The organism is Buttiauxella sp. AC142 (genome assembly GCF_979253435.1).
This window is the reverse complement of record NZ_CEEDCH010000001.1, coordinates 3,114,891-3,131,660: the sequence shown is the minus strand read 5'-3', so window position 1 is coordinate 3,131,660 and position 16,770 is coordinate 3,114,891. Positions and strand designations below refer to the sequence as shown.

The window sequence follows — 16,770 nt, the reverse complement described above, 5'->3', positions numbered from 1 at the left end:
TCTGAATAAGGGGAGGGAATGTGAGTGATGTTTTGGTTTATTTTGACTTAGGGACACAAATGCCATGCTATTACCCTGGCTGATACTCATCCCCTTTATTGGCGGCTTCTTCTGCTGGCAGACTGAACGTTTCGGCGTAAAAGTGCCGCGTTGGATCGCGCTGGTAACGATGGGACTGACACTGGCTCTCTCTTTGCAACTGTGGTTAGCCGGTGGCTACACACTGACGCAATCCGCAGGTTTGCCGCAGTGGCAGTCTGAATTTGTTTTGCCGTGGATCCCACGCTTTGGGATTGAAATCCATCTGGCGTTGGATGGCCTGTCATTGCTGATGGTGGTCCTAACCGGTCTGCTCGGCGTGCTGGCGGTACTCTGTTCCTGGAATGAAATCGAAAAATATCAGGGCTTTTTCCACCTCAACCTGATGTGGATCCTCGGTGGCGTTATCGGCGTGTTCCTTGCCATCGACATGTTCCTGTTCTTCTTCTTCTGGGAAATGATGCTGGTGCCGATGTACTTCCTGATTGCACTGTGGGGCCACAAAGCCTCCGACGGGAAGACGCGTATCACCGCTGCGACCAAGTTCTTCATCTACACCCAGGCAAGCGGCCTGGTGATGTTGATTGCCATTCTTGGTCTGGTGTTCGTGCATTACAACTCAACCGGCGTCTGGACATTTAACTACGAGCAATTGCTGCACACTGAAATGTCCAGCAGCGTTCAATGGTTGCTGATGCTGGGCTTCTTCATTGCGTTTGCGGTGAAAATGCCAGTGGTTCCATTGCACGGTTGGTTACCCGATGCGCACTCCCAGGCACCGACGGCGGGTTCTGTTGACCTCGCAGGTATCTTGCTGAAAACCGCGGCCTACGGTCTGCTGCGTTTCGCACTGCCGCTGTTCCCGGAAGCGTCTGCTGAATTTGCACCTATCGCGATGTGGCTGGGTGTTATCGGTATTTTCTACGGCGCGTGGATGGCCTTCGCACAAACCGATATCAAACGCCTGATTGCTTATACCTCCGTTTCCCACATGGGCTTCGTGTTGATTGCCATTTATACCGGCAGCCAACTGGCTTACCAGGGTGCGGTGATTCAGATGATTGCGCACGGTCTTTCTGCGGCCGGTATGTTCATCATCTGTGGTCAGATTTACGAGCGTCTGCACACTCGTGATATGCGTCTGATGGGTGGTCTGTGGAACAAAATTAAATGGCTGCCAGGTCTGTCGCTGTTCTTTGCAGTGGCAACGCTGGGTATGCCGGGTACCGGTAACTTCGTTGGCGAATTTATGATTCTGTTCGGCAGCTACCGTGTCGTGCCAATGATTACGATTATCTCGACCTTCGGTCTGGTCTTTGCCTCGGTATATTCTCTGGCGATGATTCATCGTGCTTACTTCGGTAAAGCGAAAAGTGAAATCAGTGATAAACAACTGGCAGGCATGTCGCTGCGCGAGTTCTTTATCATCCTGTTGCTGGTGGTGTTGTTAGTCCTGTTGGGCTTCTACCCGCAGCCAATTCTGGATACTTCGCATTCCGCGATGAGCAATATTCAGCAGTGGTTTACCAGTTCAATTCCAACTACAAGGCCGTAATTCGCCATGACTATAACTCCTCAACAATTGATCGCGCTGCTACCGCTGCTCGTCGTCGGATTGACGGTGGTGGTTGTGATGCTCTCCATAGCGTGGCGACGCGACCATTTTGTCAATGCAACACTGGCAGTAATCGGCCTGAACGCCGCACTCGTTTCACTGTGGTTTGTCGGCCAGGCTGGCGCAATGGACGTCACGCCGCTGATGCGCGTTGATGGCTATGCGATGCTTTACACCGGTTTGGTTTTGCTGGCGAGCCTTGCGACTTGTACGTTTGCTTATCCGTGGTTGCAAGGTTATACCGACAACCGCGAAGAGTTTTACTTACTGGTATTGATTGCTGCTCTCGGCGGTATTCTGCTGGCTAACGCAAATCACCTGGCAGCGTTGTTCCTCGGTATCGAGCTGATTTCTCTGCCGCTGTTCGGTTTGATTGGTTACGCTTTCCGCCAGAAACGTTCGCTGGAAGCCAGTATCAAATACACTATTCTGTCTGCCGCAGCGTCTTCATTCCTGCTGTTCGGTATGGCGCTGGTGTATGCGGAATCTGGCGACCTGTCGTTTGTGAGCCTCGGTAAGAGCCTCGCCGATAACATGCTGCATGAACCGCTGCTGCTGGCGGGTCTGGGTCTGATGATTGTTGGACTTGGCTTTAAACTGTCACTGGTTCCATTCCACCTGTGGACACCAGATGTTTACCAGGGCGCGCCAGCTCCGGTTTCCACTTTCCTGGCAACCGCCAGCAAAATCGCCATCTTTGGTGTGGTGATGCGTCTGTTCCTCTATGCGCCAGTCGGCGATAGCGAAGCAGTGCGTGTGGTGCTGGGGATTATCGCCTTCGCATCTATCATCGTTGGTAACCTGATGGCGTTGAGCCAGACCAATATTAAACGCCTGCTGGGTTATTCGTCTATCGCGCACCTGGGTTATCTGCTGGTGGCACTGATTGCGCTGCAAAGCGGCGATATGTCGATGGAATCCGTTGGTGTGTATCTGGCCGGTTATCTGTTCAGCAGCCTCGGCGCGTTCGGTGTTGTCAGCCTGATGTCCAGCCCGTACCGTGGTCCGGATGCTGATTCGCTGTACTCCTATCGTGGTCTGTTCTGGCACAAGCCGATTCTGTCTGCGGTGATGACCGTGATGATGTTGTCTCTGGCGGGTATCCCAATGACCCTGGGCTTCATCGGTAAGTTCTACATCATCGCCGTCGGTGTGCAGTCTCACCTGTGGTGGCTGACCGGTGCTGTGGTACTGGGTAGTGCGATTGGTCTTTACTACTATCTGCGTGTGACGGTGAGTTTGTACCTGAATGCACCGCAACAGCCAGGCCGTGATGCGCCAACAAACTGGGCATTTACTGCGGGCGGCGTTGTCGTGCTGATCTCTGCCGTGCTGGTGTTGTTGCTGGGTGTTTACCCGCAACCGCTGATTACGCTAGTGCGTATGGCGACACCGATGATGTAGTTCCAACCCGACCTGTGAAAGGGCTGCCCAACAGGGTGGCCCTTTTTGTTTTATGGGCTTGCTACACTTAAGCGAGCATTTTCAAACGTGCGGAAGCATATCTTGCGCCAGGTAATTAAATATGGAGTTTTATGACCACGCATCTGGTCTGGTTTCGCAATGATCTACGGGTAAATGATAACCTGGCTTTAGCAGCCGCATGTCGTGATCCCCACGCTCGTGTCGTTGGTCTTTTTATCGCCACGCCAGGGCAATGGCGGCAGCACGATATGGCGCCGCGTCAGGCCGAGTTTATCTGGCAACACGTGCAAAGTTTGTCTCACGCACTTGCCCAGCGCGGTATTGAGTTGCGGGTTCATGAAGTGGCTGATTTTAATGCCTGCGCTGAATACCTGAAGAGTTTCTGCGAACAGCAACACATCGACGCCCTGTTTTATAACTATCAATACGAACTTAATGAACGCCAGCGTGATGCAGCGGTTGAGAAGGCGCTGGGTCGGGATGTGGTTTGTCAGGGTTTTGATGACAGCGTATTACTGCCGCCCGGCAGCGTCACAACGGGCAATCACGAGATGTACAAAGTCTTCACACCTTTTAGCAAAGCGTTTATCAAACGCTTGCACGAAGGTTTACCGGAATGTGTTCCGGCGCCGAAAGCACGTGAAATCACATTGCCTGAGCCAGAAATACTCCGCGAATTTGATTATTCCCGCCAGCCAATAGATGAAAGTTTGTTCCCCATCGGCGAACAGCAGGCGATTAACCAACTGCGCCAGTTTTGCCGCCAGCCGGTTGCCGATTACGAGCAACAACGGGATTTCCCCGCCATCGACGGGACCAGCCGCTTATCGGCGTATCTGGCGACGGGTGTGTTGTCCCCACGCCAGTGTTTACATCGTCTGCTAAAAGAACATCCCCAGGCGCTGGAGGGGGGAAGTGGGAGTATCTGGCTAAACGAATTAATCTGGCGTGAGTTTTATCGCCATTTGCTGGTGGCGTATCCGAAACTTTGTCGCCATCAGCCATTTATCTCATGGACAGACAACGTTGTCTGGCGACAAGATGAATCGCAGTTTATCGCCTGGCAGCAAGGGAAAACAGGTTTCCCGATTGTGGATGCGGCTATGCGCCAGCTCAACACCACAGGCTGGATGCACAATCGTTTACGGATGGTGGTGGCGAGTTTTCTGGTCAAAGATTTATTGTGTGACTGGCGGCGTGGTGAACGCTACTTTATGTCACAACTGATTGATGGGGATCTCGCCGCAAACAATGGCGGCTGGCAATGGGCAGCCTCCACAGGCACCGACGCGGCACCTTATTTTCGCATCTTCAACCCGACCACACAGGGGGAGCGTTTTGATGCGCAAGGGGAATTTATCCGCCGCTGGTTGCCTGAGCTGAGTGATGTGCCGGATAAATATATTCATACGCCCTGGGTTTGGGCAGAAAAACAACAATTGAAGCTGGACTATCCACGCCCCATTGTTGAACATAAACAAGCACGTATCGCGACACTCGCCGCTTATGAAGCGGCCCGGAAATCTTGAGAGAAAGAAGATGAAAAATAGCGAACTCGAACGTCTGATTAACGAGAAGCTCAACAGTGCTGCGATAAGCGATTACGCACCGAATGGTTTGCAGGTTGAAGGGCGCGAAGAGATTCGCAAAATTGTGACCGGCGTGACCGCAAGCCAGGCGCTGATTGATGAGGCGATACGCCAACAGGCAGACGCTATTATCGTTCACCATGGTTATTTCTGGAAAGGCGAACCGCCGGTGATTCGCGGCATGAAACGTAATCGCCTCAAAGCGCTGCTGGCTAACGATATCAATCTGTTTGGTTGGCACCTGCCGCTTGATGCCCATCCGCAACTCGGTAATAACGCGCAGCTTGGTGCGTTGCTGGGCATTGAAACCAAAGGTGAAATTGAGCCGCTGGTGCCCTGGGGAGAGTTCCCAACGCCACTTTCCGGCGTTGAACTGGCGTCATGGATTGAAATGCGTCTGGGGCGCACACCGCTATGGTGTGGCGATACCGGCCCGGAACACATTCGTCGCGTGGCCTGGTGTACGGGCGGCGGGCAGAGCTTTATTGATAGCGCGGCCCGTTTTGGCGTCGATGCTTTCATTACCGGCGAAGTTTCAGAACAAACTATTCATTCGGCGCGCGAACAAGGTCTGCATTTCTATGCGGCTGGCCATCACGCCACTGAACGCGGCGGCATCCAGGCATTGAGCGACTGGCTGAACAGCGAAACCGATTTAGACGTGACCTTCATTGATATTCCGAACCCGGCATAACGCAAGACCGAGGAGAAAAAGTGCAAAGAGCACGCTGTTATCTATTAGGCGAAAGCGCAGTGGTTCTCGAACTGGAGCCACCATTATCATTGGAAAGTCAGCAACGTATCTGGGGATTGACCCAACGATTGCTGGAAGCGCCTTCCGTGTCGGAAGTCATCCCTGGGATGAACAATATCACCGTCGTATTACGTGAGCCGCAGAACCTGGCGCTGGATGGCATTGAACGCATCCAGCGCTGGTGGGAAGAGAGTGAAGCCATGATACCCGCCTCGCGCTGCGTGGAAATCCCGGTAATTTACGGTGGCAACCACGGGCCAGATTTGGCAGAAGTGGCCGGGCATTGCGGTTTATCGGTAAGTCAGGTGGTCGAACAACACGCGGCGGTTGATTACGTGGTCTATTTCCTCGGCTTCCAGCCTGGTTTTGCGTACCTGGCAGGGCTTGCGCCCACGCTTGTCACCCCACGACGCGCTGAACCGCGTTTGATGGTTCCTGCCGGTTCGGTGGGAATTGGCGGCAGTCAGACCGGAATTTACCCGCTGGCAACGCCGGGCGGTTGGCAGATTATCGGTCAGACGTCGTTGAAATTATTCAATCCGGCAGCAGAGAAACCGACATTATTAACTCCGGGTGATACCGTGCGCTTTGTGCCTCAAAAGGAGGGCGTGTGCTGAAAATTATTCGTGCCGGGATGCACATGTCAGTGCAAGACACCGGGCGCTATGGCTATCGTCAATTAGGCGTGAGCCGCTGCGGTGCGCTTGATGCATCAGCGTTACAAATCGCTAATTTGTTGGTAGGAAATGCGCCGGAAAGCGCGGCGCTGGAAATCACGCTTGGTCATTGCGTCGTTGAGTTTACTCAGGATACCTGGTTTGCCCTGACCGGTGCGGGTTGCCATGCCGAGTTGGATGGCCGTGCGGTGTGGACGGGCTGGCGTTTACCGGTGAAAGCGGGTCAGCAACTGAAGCTCAAAAACCCTGAGCGTGGCATGCGAAGTTATCTTGCTGTTGCGGGGGGTCTGGATGTGCCTGAGGTTCTGGGATCGTACAGTACCGATCTTAAAGCGCAAGTGGGTGGCCTTGAAGGACGCTTGGTGAAAGATGGCGATGAGATCCCTGTGCTACCTACCACACGCCATTTCCGCGAAGCGCGGGGCGTGAAACAGTTGCTCTGGGGCAATCGCATTCGGGCGCTGGCGGGGCCGGAATATCATGAATTTACGCAAACTTCGCAAGATGAATTCTGGCGTCTGCCGTGGCAGTTAAGCCCGCAAAGTAACCGCATGGGCTATCGCTTACAGGGGCAGCGCCTGGAGCGCACCACTGACCGCGAGTTGCTGTCGCATGGCTTGTTACCCGGTGTGGTTCAGGTGCCGCACAACGGGCAGCCTATTGTACTGATGAACGATGCTCAGACAACCGGCGGCTATCCGAGAATCGCCTGCGTAATCGAAGCCGATATGTTTAACCTGGCGCAAATACGACTCGGCGAACCCGTGCATTTTGTGCAATGCACGCTTGAGGAAGCGCTGAAAGCGCGTCGCGAGCAGCATATTTATCTCGAGCAACTGGCCTGGCGGCTGAATAACGAAGACTGATTTTCAGGGATAATGTGATGCCAGAAGGCCCGGAAATACGACGAGCGGCGGATAAACTCGAAGCCGCGGTTTTAGGTAAACCTTTAACTGCGGCGTGGTTCGCCTTTCCTGAATTAAAAGCGTTTGAACAGGCACTTGTCGGCCAAAAAGTTGAGCGTATCGAAACACGCGGTAAAGCGTTACTGACGCATTTTTCTGCCGGTTTAACCCTTTATAGCCACAACCAGCTTTATGGCGTGTGGCGCGTGGTCAACACCGGGGAAATGCCGGAAACCACGCGAGTACTGCGCGTGAAATTGCAGACAGCCGATAAAGCCATTTTGCTCTATAGCGCTTCGGATATTGAAATGCTCGATGCAGACGGCCTGGCGAAACATCCATTTTTGTTGCGCGTCGGGCCGGATGTTTTGGATCTCACACTGAGCGCTGAACGGGTGAAAGAGCGTTTGTTGTCGACGAGATTTCACAAGCGGCAGTTCAGCGGTCTGCTGTTGGATCAGGCATTTCTGGCAGGATTAGGAAACTATCTGCGCGTTGAAATTCTTTGGGCGGTGGGGTTGCTGGCGCAGCATAAAGCGCAGGATTTAACCCCCGAGCAACTCGACAAACTGTCGCATGCACTGCTGGATATTCCGCGACATTCCTACAATACGCGTGGGAATGTCGATGAAAATAAGCATCATGGGGTGATTTTTAGCTTTAAGGTGTTTCATCGGGCGGGGCAGAAGTGCGAACGCTGCGGTGGCATCATCGAGAAAACAATGCTTTCCTCCAGGCCATTTTATTGGTGCCCGGGCTGTCAGCATTAAACAATCCTGAAGATTGCGTTTATCTCATCGGGCAGAGATCGGGTATATTGGGACGCAGATCACAAAAAAATCTTAAAGGAAGACGTTGTACTATGAGTTATCGTTTCGCCCTGACTGCCATGGCAGCCGTTTTAGCCCTCACGGGATGCACAAAATCGAAAACAGCCGACCAGGCTCCGGTTTTCGATTTCGGCTCCTCGCGGGTGACAGTGACGCATATTCCGACTAAAACTGACGATGGCACTGCAATTTACGTGACTGTCGATAGCAAGGATGCCGGTAAGCTGGGGACGAGTGAGAGTCTCGAGGTTCAACTGCCTGAGGGCAAGCATAAAGTCGGCGGCTATGCCCGGACGCTGATTGGTCGTGTGACCATCGCGCCTGTCGAAGTGTCGACATCAAGCGACGTTATCAGCCATGTGACCTATTCTGTGGCGAACGGCAAACCGACATTTATCGTCCGTGCATCAACTCCAGTACCGAAACCGAAATCAGAATCGATTCCGGCAGAACCCATTCCGATGATACCGAAGCAAATTGAAGAGCCTGCCGCCACCGAACAGACGCAGGCTGAAGCACCCGCCGCGCCAGTCGCAACGCCGGAAACACAGGAACCGCCGAAAGTCACCGAGTTGAAGCCAACCATTCAGTCGCCGACAGAGACGCAAACGTCGACACCGCAGGGCGTGAGCATCACTAATCTGACGGATACGCCGCAGGCATAACAATGCGCAGGGTTCAGGAGCTGTTTCAGATATAAAAAAACGCGCCATTTGGCGCGTTTTTACTTTCCAGTAACGAACTTATTTTTTCAAATCAGATTTGAAATCACGCTGTTCGTAGCCGGTGTACAGCTGACGTGGACGGGCAATTTTGATGCCGTCGTCGTGCATTTCGTTCCAGTGTGCAATCCAGCCCACGGTACGCGCCATCGCGAAGATAACGGTAAACATGGAAGATGGAATTCCCATCGCTTTCAGGATGATACCGGAGTAGAAGTCCACGTTCGGGTAGAGTTTCTTCTCGATGAAGTACGGGTCGTTAAGCGCAATGTGCTCAAGTTCCATCGCCACTTCCAGCAGGCTGTTATCTTTCAGATTCAGCTCTTTCAGCACTTCATGGCAGGTTTCACGCATCACAGTGGCACGCGGGTCGTAGTTCTTGTAGACGCGGTGGCCGAAGCCCATCAGGCGGAAAGAGTCGTTCTTGTCTTTCGCACGACGGATGAACTCAGGAATGTGTTCAACGCTGCTGATTTCTTCGAGCATCTTCAGTGCCGCTTCGTTAGCACCACCGTGCGCAGGTCCCCAAAGGGAGGCGATACCGGCTGCGATACAGGCGAACGGGTTAGCACCAGAAGAACCGGCGGTACGCACTGTAGAGGTTGAAGCGTTTTGCTCGTGGTCGGCGTGCAGGATCAGAATACGGTCCATTGCGCGCTCCAGAATTGGGTTCACCACGTACTCTTCGCACGGTGTGGAGAACATCATATTCAGGAAATTGCCCGCGTAAGAGAGGTCGTTACGTGGGTAAACGAACGGCTGGCCGATGGAATATTTGTAACACATCGCTGCCATGGTTGGCATTTTGGACAGCAGACGGAAAGCTGCAATCTCGCGGTGACGTGGGTTATTCACGTCCATGGAGTCATGGTAAAACGCTGCCAACGCACCGGTCACGCCGCACATAACAGCCATCGGGTGAGAGTCACGACGGAAACCGTGGAACAAACGGGTGATTTGTTCGTGGATCATGGTGTGACGGGTAACGGTGGTTTTGAATTCTTCGTATTGTTCCTGAGTCGGCTTTTCACCGTTTAGCAGGATATAGCAGACTTCGAGATAATTGGAATGGGTTGCCAGTTGATCGATCGGGAAACCACGGTGCAACAAGATGCCTTCATCACCGTCGATAAAGGTGATTTTTGATTCGCATGATGCGGTAGAGGTGAAACCCGGGTCAAAAGTAAACACACCTTTAGAACCAAGACTACGGATATCAATTACATCCTGACCGAGCGTGCCCTTTAGCACATCCAGTTCGATAGCATCATCACCATTGTAGGTGAGAGTTGCTTTTTTATCAGCCATTTACGGTCTCCTTAGCGCCTAATTTATCAGACTGCGGGATGCCCGACTTGCTTTCAAACCAACCGTGACGCTTACCCGTTTTTTTATATGCTCGTGGCTCTGTTTTGATTGTGTACAGCAAGGGTACAGAGCGAAGGGCGCTTGCAGGTAACATATGCCACGCAGGCGAAAAATCAGCAAATCAGAGCGTTAGCAGTCCATATCATTCAAACCTGTATACCACTAATAACTGTCCTGATTGATTGGGTCAATACCGATACACTGTTACATAACTTATTCTCAGGTGAAAGGCAGACCCTATAACTTTTACGAATTATACGGCTTTTCTGGCTCTGTTTGTAACAAGAATGTTTAAGTTTTGTCAAATCAGATGATTAAAATTTAAAATAATGTTGTTATCGTGATCCTGCTCACTGTTCCGACCAAAACCCTTCAAACTATATGTAGGTTAATTGTAATGAATTTGTGAAGCGCCTATACTGCCGCCAGGTCTCCGGAATACCCTGCCACCGGGCGCCACCCAGCGTTGTAGCCAGTTTTTTGGCATCTGGATGTAGCTGTTTTTGCATGACGCACAGTTATAGAAAGTTCACGCTGTCTGACCCCGCCTGCAGATCCGGAGGAAGGAAACTATAAGAACAGCATGTGGGCGCTATTCATGATAAAAAATGCGAAAAAACAAAGACCTGTAAACCTCGATCTGACAACGATGAGGTTCCCCGTCACTGCGATCGCTTCCATCCTCCATCGTGTATCCGGCGTGATCACCTTTGTGGCTGTTGGCATTCTACTGTGGTTGTTAGGCCAGTCACTCTCTTCTCCAGAAGGCTTCCTCGTTGCTTCATCCATAATGAGTAGCTTCTTTGTTAAATTCATCATGTGGGGCATCCTCACCGCGTTGGCATACCACGTTGTTGTGGGTATTCGCCACATCCTGATGGACACCGGCTTACTGGAAGAAACCCTGATAGCGGGCAAACGATCCGCAATGATTTCCTTTGTTATTACTGTCGTGCTTTCACTTCTCGCAGGAGTCCTCGTATGGTAAGCAATGCCTCCGCATTAGGTCGCAATGGTGTGCATGACTATATTCTGGTTCGTGCCTCCGCCATCGTAATCACCCTGTACATCATCTATATGATTGGCTTCTTCGCTGTTACCGGCGATTTAACCTACGAAGTCTGGAGTGGTTTCTTCGGCTCCGCCTTCACCAAAGTGTTCACCCTGCTGACATTGTTCTCAATTTTGATCCATGCCTGGATTGGCATGTGGCAGGTGTTGACCGACTACGTTAAACCAGTGGCGATTCGTCTTGGGCTGCAATTCGTGATTGTTGTAGCACTGCTGGTTTACGTCATTTATGGATTCGTTGTGGTGTGGGGTGTGTAATGAGTTTACCAGTCAGAGAGTTTGATGCAGTTGTCATCGGTGCTGGTGGTGCAGGTATGCGCGCCGCACTGCAAATTTCACAAGGTGGCCAGACTTGCGCCTTGCTGTCTAAAGTTTTCCCAACCCGTTCCCATACCGTGTCTGCGCAAGGTGGTATCACCGTAGCGCTGGGTAATACCCACGAAGACAACTGGGAATGGCATATGTATGACACGGTAAAAGGTTCCGACTATATCGGTGACCAGGACGCCATTGAATATATGTGTAAAACCGGCCCGGAAGCGATTCTGGAACTGGAGCACATGGGTCTGCCGTTCTCCCGTCTTGATGATGGCACTATTTATCAGCGTCCGTTTGGCGGCCAGTCGAAGAACTTCGGTGGCGAGCAGGCGGCACGTACTGCAGCAGCGGCTGACCGTACCGGTCACGCGCTATTGCACACGCTGTACCAACAAAACCTGAAAAACAAAACCACGATCTTCTCCGAATGGTATGCGCTGGATCTGGTGAAAAACGCCGATGGCGCCGTGGTGGGGACTACCGCGCTGTGTATCGAAACCGGCGAAGTGGTTTATTTCAAAGCGAAAGCGACCATTCTGGCAACTGGTGGTGCGGGCCGTATTTATCAGTCTACAACTAACGCACACATTAATACCGGCGACGGTGTTGGCATGGCGCTCCGTGCAGGCGTGCCTGTACAAGATATGGAAATGTGGCAGTTCCACCCAACCGGCATTGCGGGTGCGGGTGTGCTGGTTACAGAAGGTTGTCGTGGTGAGGGCGGTTATCTGCTGAACAAACACGGCGAGCGCTTCATGGAGCGTTACGCGCCAAACGCGAAAGATCTGGCGGGCCGTGACGTTGTTGCGCGTTCCATTATGATTGAAATCCGCGAAGGCCGTGGCTGTGATGGCCCATGGGGTCCACACGCGAAACTGAAACTTGACCACCTCGGCAAAGAAGTTCTCGAATCCCGTCTGCCGGGCATCCTCGAACTGTCTCGTACCTTTGCCCACGTTGACCCGGTTAAAGAGCCAATCCCGGTTATCCCAACTTGCCACTATATGATGGGCGGCATCCCGACCAAAGTCACTGGCCAGGCGCTGACCGTGAATGAGCAGGGCGAAGACGTTCTGATTCCTGGTCTGTTTGCCGTCGGTGAAATCGCTTGTGTATCCGTTCACGGTGCAAACCGTCTGGGCGGTAACTCACTGCTGGATCTGGTGGTATTTGGCCGCGCTGCGGGCATGCATCTGCTGGAGTCTATCGCAGAGCAGGGCGAGCTGCGTGATGCGACCGAAGACGAAATTAATGCCGCACTCGAGCGCCTGAACCGCTGGAACGGCAACCGTAACGGCGAAGATCCGGTACAAATCCGCAAAGCGCTTCAGGAATGTATGCAGCACAACTTCTCGGTATTCCGTGAAGGTGATGCGATGGCAAAAGGTCTTGAGCAACTGAAAGAAATCCGCGAGCGCCTGAAAAACGCCCGTCTGGATGATACTTCAAGCGAGTTCAACACCCAGCGCGTTGAGTGCCTCGAGCTTGATAACCTGATGGAAACTGCTTTTGCGACCGCTGTTTCCGCTAACTTCCGCACCGAAAGCCGTGGCGCGCATAGCCGCTTCGACTATCCGGAACGTGACGATGCAAACTGGCTGTGTCACAGCCTGTATCTGCCTGAGTCGGAAAGCATGACTCGCCGTGAGGTGAACATGCAGCCGAAACTGCGTCCGGCATTCCCGCCGAAAGTGCGTACTTATTAATAGCGGAGCAAAGTGATGAAACTCGAATTCTCTATTTATCGCTACAACCCGGATGTTGACGATGCTCCGCGTATGCAGGAGTACACCCTGGAAGGGGAAGAAGGGCGCGACATGATGTTGCTTGACGCGCTGATGCAACTGAAAGAAAAAGACCCAACGCTATCGTTCCGTCGTTCGTGCCGTGAAGGGGTTTGTGGCTCCGATGGCGTGAACATGAACGGTAAAAATGGCCTGGCTTGTATCACCCCGATCTCCGCGTTGGGCAATGGAAAGCAGAAGATTGTGATCCGTCCACTGCCTGGATTGCCGGTTGTGCGCGATCTGGTTGTAGACATGGGGCAATTCTATGCTCAATATGAGAAGATTAAGCCTTACTTGTTGAATAATGGGCAAAATCCACCGGCTCGTGAGCATTTACAATCACCCGAGCAGCGTGAGAAATTGGATGGATTGTACGAGTGTATTCTGTGTGCGTGCTGCTCGACTTCCTGCCCATCATTCTGGTGGAACCCGGATAAGTTCATCGGCCCGGCAGGTTTACTGGCGGCATATCGCTTCCTGATTGACAGCCGTGATACTGAAACCGCAAGTCGTCTTGACGGAATCAGTGATGCTTTCAGCGTATTCCGCTGCCATGGCATCATGAATTGCGTCAGTGTTTGTCCTAAGGGATTGAACCCGACGAAAGCCATCGGCCACATTAAGTCGATGTTGCTGCAAAAGAGTGCCTAGCTTTTAGTTCCCTCTCCTTCGGGAGAGGGGAAAATTTGCAGGAAACCTTTAAAAACTGCCCTGTTGCGACAGTTTTTAAAGGTTCCTTCTCGAGCCGCCTGGAAAGGAAAAAGGCTCGTAGTTGTGAACCCCGGTAATGTGTACCACATGTGTACGCAATAGTTATTCACGGCGAAATAAGCATATAAATGCTTAAGGGATCACGATGCAGAACGGCGAAATGAAAGCCTGGCTGGATTCCTCTTACCTGGCAGGTGCAAACCAGTCCTGGATAGAGCAGCTCTATGAAGACTTCTTAACCGATCCTGACTCTGTTGATGCGCACTGGCGCTCAATGTTCCAGCAATTACCTGGAACCGGGGCCAGACCGGATCAATTCCATTCCAAAACACGTGATTATTTCCGTCGTCTGGCGAAGGATGCCTCACGTTATTCCACCGCAATTACCGACCCTGACACCGACGTCAAGCAAGTCAAAGTGTTGCAGCTGATCAACGCCTGGCGTTTCCGTGGCCATCAGGCTGCAAACCTTGATCCACTTGGTTTATGGAAACAGGACGCGGTTCCCGATCTTGACCCGACCTTCCATAATCTGACTGACGCCGATCTTCAGGAAACTTTCAATGTGGGTTCTTTTGCCAGCGGCAAAGAAACCATGAAGTTGTCCGACTTGATCAGTGCGCTGAAGCAGACTTACGGCGGATCTATCGGTGCGGAATATATGCACATCACCAACACCGAAGAAAAACGCTGGATTCAGCAGCGCATTGAATCGGTAGTGGGTCACTCAACATTTACTGTTGATGAGAAAAAACGCTTCCTGCAGGAGCTGACCGCAGCAGAAGGCCTTGAGCGTTACCTGGGTGCGAAATTCCCAGGCGCAAAACGCTTCTCGCTGGAAGGCGGTGATGCACTGGTGCCAATGCTCAAAGAGATGATCCGCCATGCGGGCAAGAGCGGCACACGTGAAGTGGTTCTGGGTATGGCGCACCGTGGCCGCCTGAACGTACTCATCAACGTACTGGGTAAAAAACCGCAGGAACTGTTCGACGAGTTCGCCGGTAAGCATAAAGAACACCTCGGCACCGGTGATGTGAAGTACCACATGGGCTTCTCATCTGACGTTGAAACCGAAGGCGGCCTGGTACACCTGGCGCTGGCGTTTAACCCGTCACACCTCGAAATCGTTAGCCCGGTGGTTATCGGCTCTGTGCGCGCGCGTCTGGACCGTCTGGAAAAACCAGGCATTAACCAGGTTCTGCCAATCACCATTCATGGTGACGCCGCGGTAGCCGGACAGGGCGTGGTTCAGGAAACCCTGAACATGTCCAAAGCGCGTGGTTACGAAGTGGGCGGTACCGTTCGCATTGTTATCAACAACCAGATTGGTTTCACCACCTCTAACCCGCTGGATGCGCGTTCTACGCCGTACTGTACCGATATCGGTAAGATGGTGATGGCGCCAATTTTCCACGTGAATGCAGATGATCCGGAAGCGGTAGCGTTTGTGACTCGTCTGGCGCTGGACTTCCGTAACACCTTTAAGCGCGACGTGTTTATCGATCTGGTTTGCTACCGTCGCCATGGTCATAACGAAGCTGATGAGCCAAGCGCAACTCAGCCAGTGATGTACCAGAAAATTAAGAAACACCCGACGCCGCGTAAGATCTACGCAGACCGTCTGGAGCAGCAAAAACTGGCAACGCTTGAAGATGCCACCGAAATGGTGAATCTCTATCGTGACGCGCTGGATGCTGGCGAATGTGTGGTTGAAGAATACCGCCCAATGAATATGCATTCATTTACCTGGTCGCCATACCTCAACCACGAGTGGGATGAGAGCTATCCGAACAAGGTAGAGATGAAGCGTTTGCAGGAGCTGGCGAAGCGTATTAGCAGCGCCCCTGAAACCGTTGAGATGCAGTCACGCGTAGCGAAAATCTACAGCGACCGCATGGAAATGGCGAACGGCGCGAAGAAATTCGACTGGGGCGCGGCTGAAAATCTGGCGTATGCAACCCTGGTTGATGAAGGCGTTTCTGTGCGTTTGTCGGGTGAAGACGTGGGGCGCGGGACATTCTTCCACCGCCACGCTGTGATTCACAACCAGACTAACGGTTCAACTTACACGCCGCTGCAACACGTTCACAACAGCCAGGGTGAGTTCAAAGTTTGGGACTCCGTGCTGTCTGAAGAAGCAGTCCTGGCGTTCGAATACGGTTATGCCACTGCGGAACCGCGCACGCTGACTATCTGGGAAGCTCAGTTCGGCGACTTCGCCAACGGCGCTCAGGTTGTTATCGACCAGTTCATCAGTTCCGGCGAGCAGAAATGGGGCCGTATGTGTGGCCTGGTGATGTTGCTGCCGCACGGTTACGAAGGCCAGGGTCCGGAGCACTCCTCCGCGCGTCTGGAGCGTTACCTCCAACTGTGTGCTGAACAAAACATGCAGGTTTGCGTGCCTTCTACTCCGGCTCAGGTTTACCACATGCTTCGTCGTCAGGCGCTGCGCGGTATGCGCCGTCCGCTGGTGGTGATGTCGCCTAAGTCTCTGCTGCGTCACCCACTGGCAGTTTCCACCATGGAAGAACTGGCTAACGGCACCTTCTTACCTGCCATTGGCGAAGTTGACGAGCTTGATCCTAAAGCGGTGAAACGCGTCGTCCTGTGTTCTGGTAAGGTTTATTACGATTTGCTGGAACAGCGTCGTAAGAACGATCAAAAAGATGTGGCGATTGTGCGCATCGAACAGTTGTATCCGTTCCCGCACCAGGCGGTGCAGGAAGCATTGAAACCATTTGCTCACGTACATGATTTTGTGTGGTGCCAGGAAGAGCCGCTTAACCAGGGCGCATGGTACTGTAGCCAGCACCATTTCCGTGAAGTGATTCCATTTGGATCAGCCCTGCGTTATGCAGGTCGTCCAGCCTCCGCATCACCTGCGGTAGGGTACTTGTCCGTTCACCAGAAACAGCAGCAAGATCTGGTTAATGACGCGCTGAACGTCGATTAATTAAAG

At 52.6% G+C, this 16,770-nt stretch carries 15 protein-coding genes; 13 read left to right on the top strand and 2 right to left on the bottom strand.

Features of this window, described 5'->3' with window-relative positions:
• Positions 1-64 precede the first annotated feature (64 nt).
• The 8 genes from nuoM to AC0IWZ_RS14545 all read left to right on the top strand — a co-directional run bounded on the left by nuoM (position 65) and on the right by AC0IWZ_RS14545 (position 8,499).
• Positions 65-1,594, top strand: a complete 1,530-nt coding sequence (gene nuoM, locus AC0IWZ_RS14580; RefSeq protein ID WP_034497211.1) for an NADH-quinone oxidoreductase subunit M — start codon at positions 65-67, stop codon at positions 1,592-1,594.
• 6 nt (positions 1,595-1,600) lie between these two features.
• Positions 1,601-3,058: an NADH-quinone oxidoreductase subunit NuoN gene (nuoN, locus tag AC0IWZ_RS14575; RefSeq protein WP_034497210.1), complete on the top strand. Its 1,458-nt coding sequence runs from the start codon at positions 1,601-1,603 to the stop codon at positions 3,056-3,058.
• Positions 3,059-3,189: 131 nt separating this feature from the next.
• Positions 3,190-4,608 (top strand): deoxyribodipyrimidine photo-lyase, encoded by a 1,419-nt coding sequence (gene phrB / locus AC0IWZ_RS14570; protein WP_471679036.1) that lies wholly within the window; start codon positions 3,190-3,192, stop codon positions 4,606-4,608.
• Positions 4,609-4,618: 10 nt separating this feature from the next.
• On the top strand, positions 4,619-5,362 hold the full coding sequence (locus AC0IWZ_RS14565; RefSeq protein WP_471679037.1) for a type 2 GTP cyclohydrolase I: 744 nt from the start codon (positions 4,619-4,621) through the stop codon (positions 5,360-5,362).
• Between the two features lie 20 nt (positions 5,363-5,382).
• Positions 5,383-6,039, top strand: a complete 657-nt coding sequence (gene pxpB / locus AC0IWZ_RS14560) for a 5-oxoprolinase subunit PxpB (RefSeq protein ID WP_410373401.1) — start codon at positions 5,383-5,385, stop codon at positions 6,037-6,039.
• Positions 6,033-6,965: a 5-oxoprolinase subunit PxpC gene (gene pxpC / locus AC0IWZ_RS14555; protein WP_471679038.1), complete on the top strand. Its 933-nt coding sequence runs from the start codon at positions 6,033-6,035 to the stop codon at positions 6,963-6,965. Before pxpB ends, pxpC begins: the two co-directional genes overlap by 7 nt.
• A 17-nt stretch (positions 6,966-6,982) precedes the next feature.
• A complete protein-coding gene (gene nei, locus AC0IWZ_RS14550; protein ID WP_034497199.1) occupies positions 6,983-7,774 on the top strand; it encodes an endonuclease VIII in 792 nt (263 codons plus the stop codon).
• A gap of 92 nt (positions 7,775-7,866) precedes the next feature.
• Positions 7,867-8,499 carry a hypothetical protein gene (locus AC0IWZ_RS14545; protein ID WP_471679039.1) on the top strand — a complete coding sequence of 211 codons (633 nt, stop codon included), beginning with the start codon at positions 7,867-7,869 and terminating at the stop codon, positions 8,497-8,499.
• Between the two features lie 78 nt (positions 8,500-8,577).
• Here the strand turns inward: AC0IWZ_RS14545 and AC0IWZ_RS14540 are convergent, their stop codons facing one another.
• Both AC0IWZ_RS14540 and AC0IWZ_RS14535 read right to left on the bottom strand, forming a co-directional pair.
• A complete protein-coding gene (locus AC0IWZ_RS14540) occupies positions 8,578-9,864 on the bottom strand; it encodes a citrate synthase (RefSeq protein ID WP_034497193.1) in 1,287 nt (428 codons plus the stop codon).
• Between the two features lie 206 nt (positions 9,865-10,070).
• A complete protein-coding gene (locus AC0IWZ_RS14535; RefSeq protein WP_425591308.1) occupies positions 10,071-10,229 on the bottom strand; it encodes a hypothetical protein in 159 nt (52 codons plus the stop codon).
• Positions 10,230-10,507: 278 nt separating this feature from the next.
• On the opposite strand from AC0IWZ_RS14535, the gene sdhC reads away from it, so the two are divergent.
• The 5 genes from sdhC to sucA all read left to right on the top strand — a co-directional run bounded on the left by sdhC (position 10,508) and on the right by sucA (position 16,764).
• A complete protein-coding gene (sdhC, locus tag AC0IWZ_RS14530; protein ID WP_034497190.1) occupies positions 10,508-10,912 on the top strand; it encodes a succinate dehydrogenase cytochrome b556 subunit in 405 nt (134 codons plus the stop codon).
• On the top strand, positions 10,906-11,253 hold the full coding sequence (gene sdhD / locus AC0IWZ_RS14525) for a succinate dehydrogenase membrane anchor subunit (RefSeq protein WP_034497188.1): 348 nt from the start codon (positions 10,906-10,908) through the stop codon (positions 11,251-11,253). Before sdhC ends, sdhD begins: the two co-directional genes overlap by 7 nt.
• Positions 11,253-13,019 (top strand): succinate dehydrogenase flavoprotein subunit, encoded by a 1,767-nt coding sequence (gene sdhA / locus AC0IWZ_RS14520; RefSeq protein ID WP_172893583.1) that lies wholly within the window; start codon positions 11,253-11,255, stop codon positions 13,017-13,019. Before sdhD ends, sdhA begins: the two co-directional genes overlap by 1 nt.
• 15 nt (positions 13,020-13,034) lie before the next feature.
• On the top strand, positions 13,035-13,751 hold the full coding sequence (locus AC0IWZ_RS14515) for a succinate dehydrogenase iron-sulfur subunit (protein WP_034497183.1): 717 nt from the start codon (positions 13,035-13,037) through the stop codon (positions 13,749-13,751).
• Between the two features lie 205 nt (positions 13,752-13,956).
• Positions 13,957-16,764 (top strand): 2-oxoglutarate dehydrogenase E1 component, encoded by a 2,808-nt coding sequence (gene sucA, locus AC0IWZ_RS14510; protein WP_034497181.1) that lies wholly within the window; start codon positions 13,957-13,959, stop codon positions 16,762-16,764.
• Positions 16,765-16,770: the final 6 nt, after the last annotated feature.

Bases quoted from the DNA above. Each gene is read 5' to 3' on its own strand.
- sdhA (WP_172893583.1), top strand. From the start codon at position 11,253: ATGAGTTTACCAGTCAGAGAGTTTGATGCAGTTGTCATCGGTGCTGGT.
- AC0IWZ_RS14545 (WP_471679039.1), top strand. From the start codon at position 7,867: ATGAGTTATCGTTTCGCCCTGACTGCCATGGCAGCCGTTTTAGCCCTC.
- phrB (WP_471679036.1), top strand. From the start codon at position 3,190: ATGACCACGCATCTGGTCTGGTTTCGCAATGATCTACGGGTAAATGAT.
- sucA (WP_034497181.1), top strand. From the start codon at position 13,957: ATGCAGAACGGCGAAATGAAAGCCTGGCTGGATTCCTCTTACCTGGCA.
- nei (WP_034497199.1), top strand. From the start codon at position 6,983: ATGCCAGAAGGCCCGGAAATACGACGAGCGGCGGATAAACTCGAAGCC.
- nuoM (WP_034497211.1), top strand. From the start codon at position 65: ATGCTATTACCCTGGCTGATACTCATCCCCTTTATTGGCGGCTTCTTC.
- AC0IWZ_RS14565 (WP_471679037.1), top strand. From the start codon at position 4,619: ATGAAAAATAGCGAACTCGAACGTCTGATTAACGAGAAGCTCAACAGT.
- sdhD (WP_034497188.1), top strand. From the start codon at position 10,906: ATGGTAAGCAATGCCTCCGCATTAGGTCGCAATGGTGTGCATGACTAT.
- sdhC (WP_034497190.1), top strand. From the start codon at position 10,508: ATGTGGGCGCTATTCATGATAAAAAATGCGAAAAAACAAAGACCTGTA.
- AC0IWZ_RS14515 (WP_034497183.1), top strand. From the start codon at position 13,035: ATGAAACTCGAATTCTCTATTTATCGCTACAACCCGGATGTTGACGAT.
- AC0IWZ_RS14540 (WP_034497193.1), bottom strand. From the start codon at position 9,864: ATGGCTGATAAAAAAGCAACTCTCACCTACAATGGTGATGATGCTATC.
- nuoN (WP_034497210.1), top strand. From the start codon at position 1,601: ATGACTATAACTCCTCAACAATTGATCGCGCTGCTACCGCTGCTCGTC.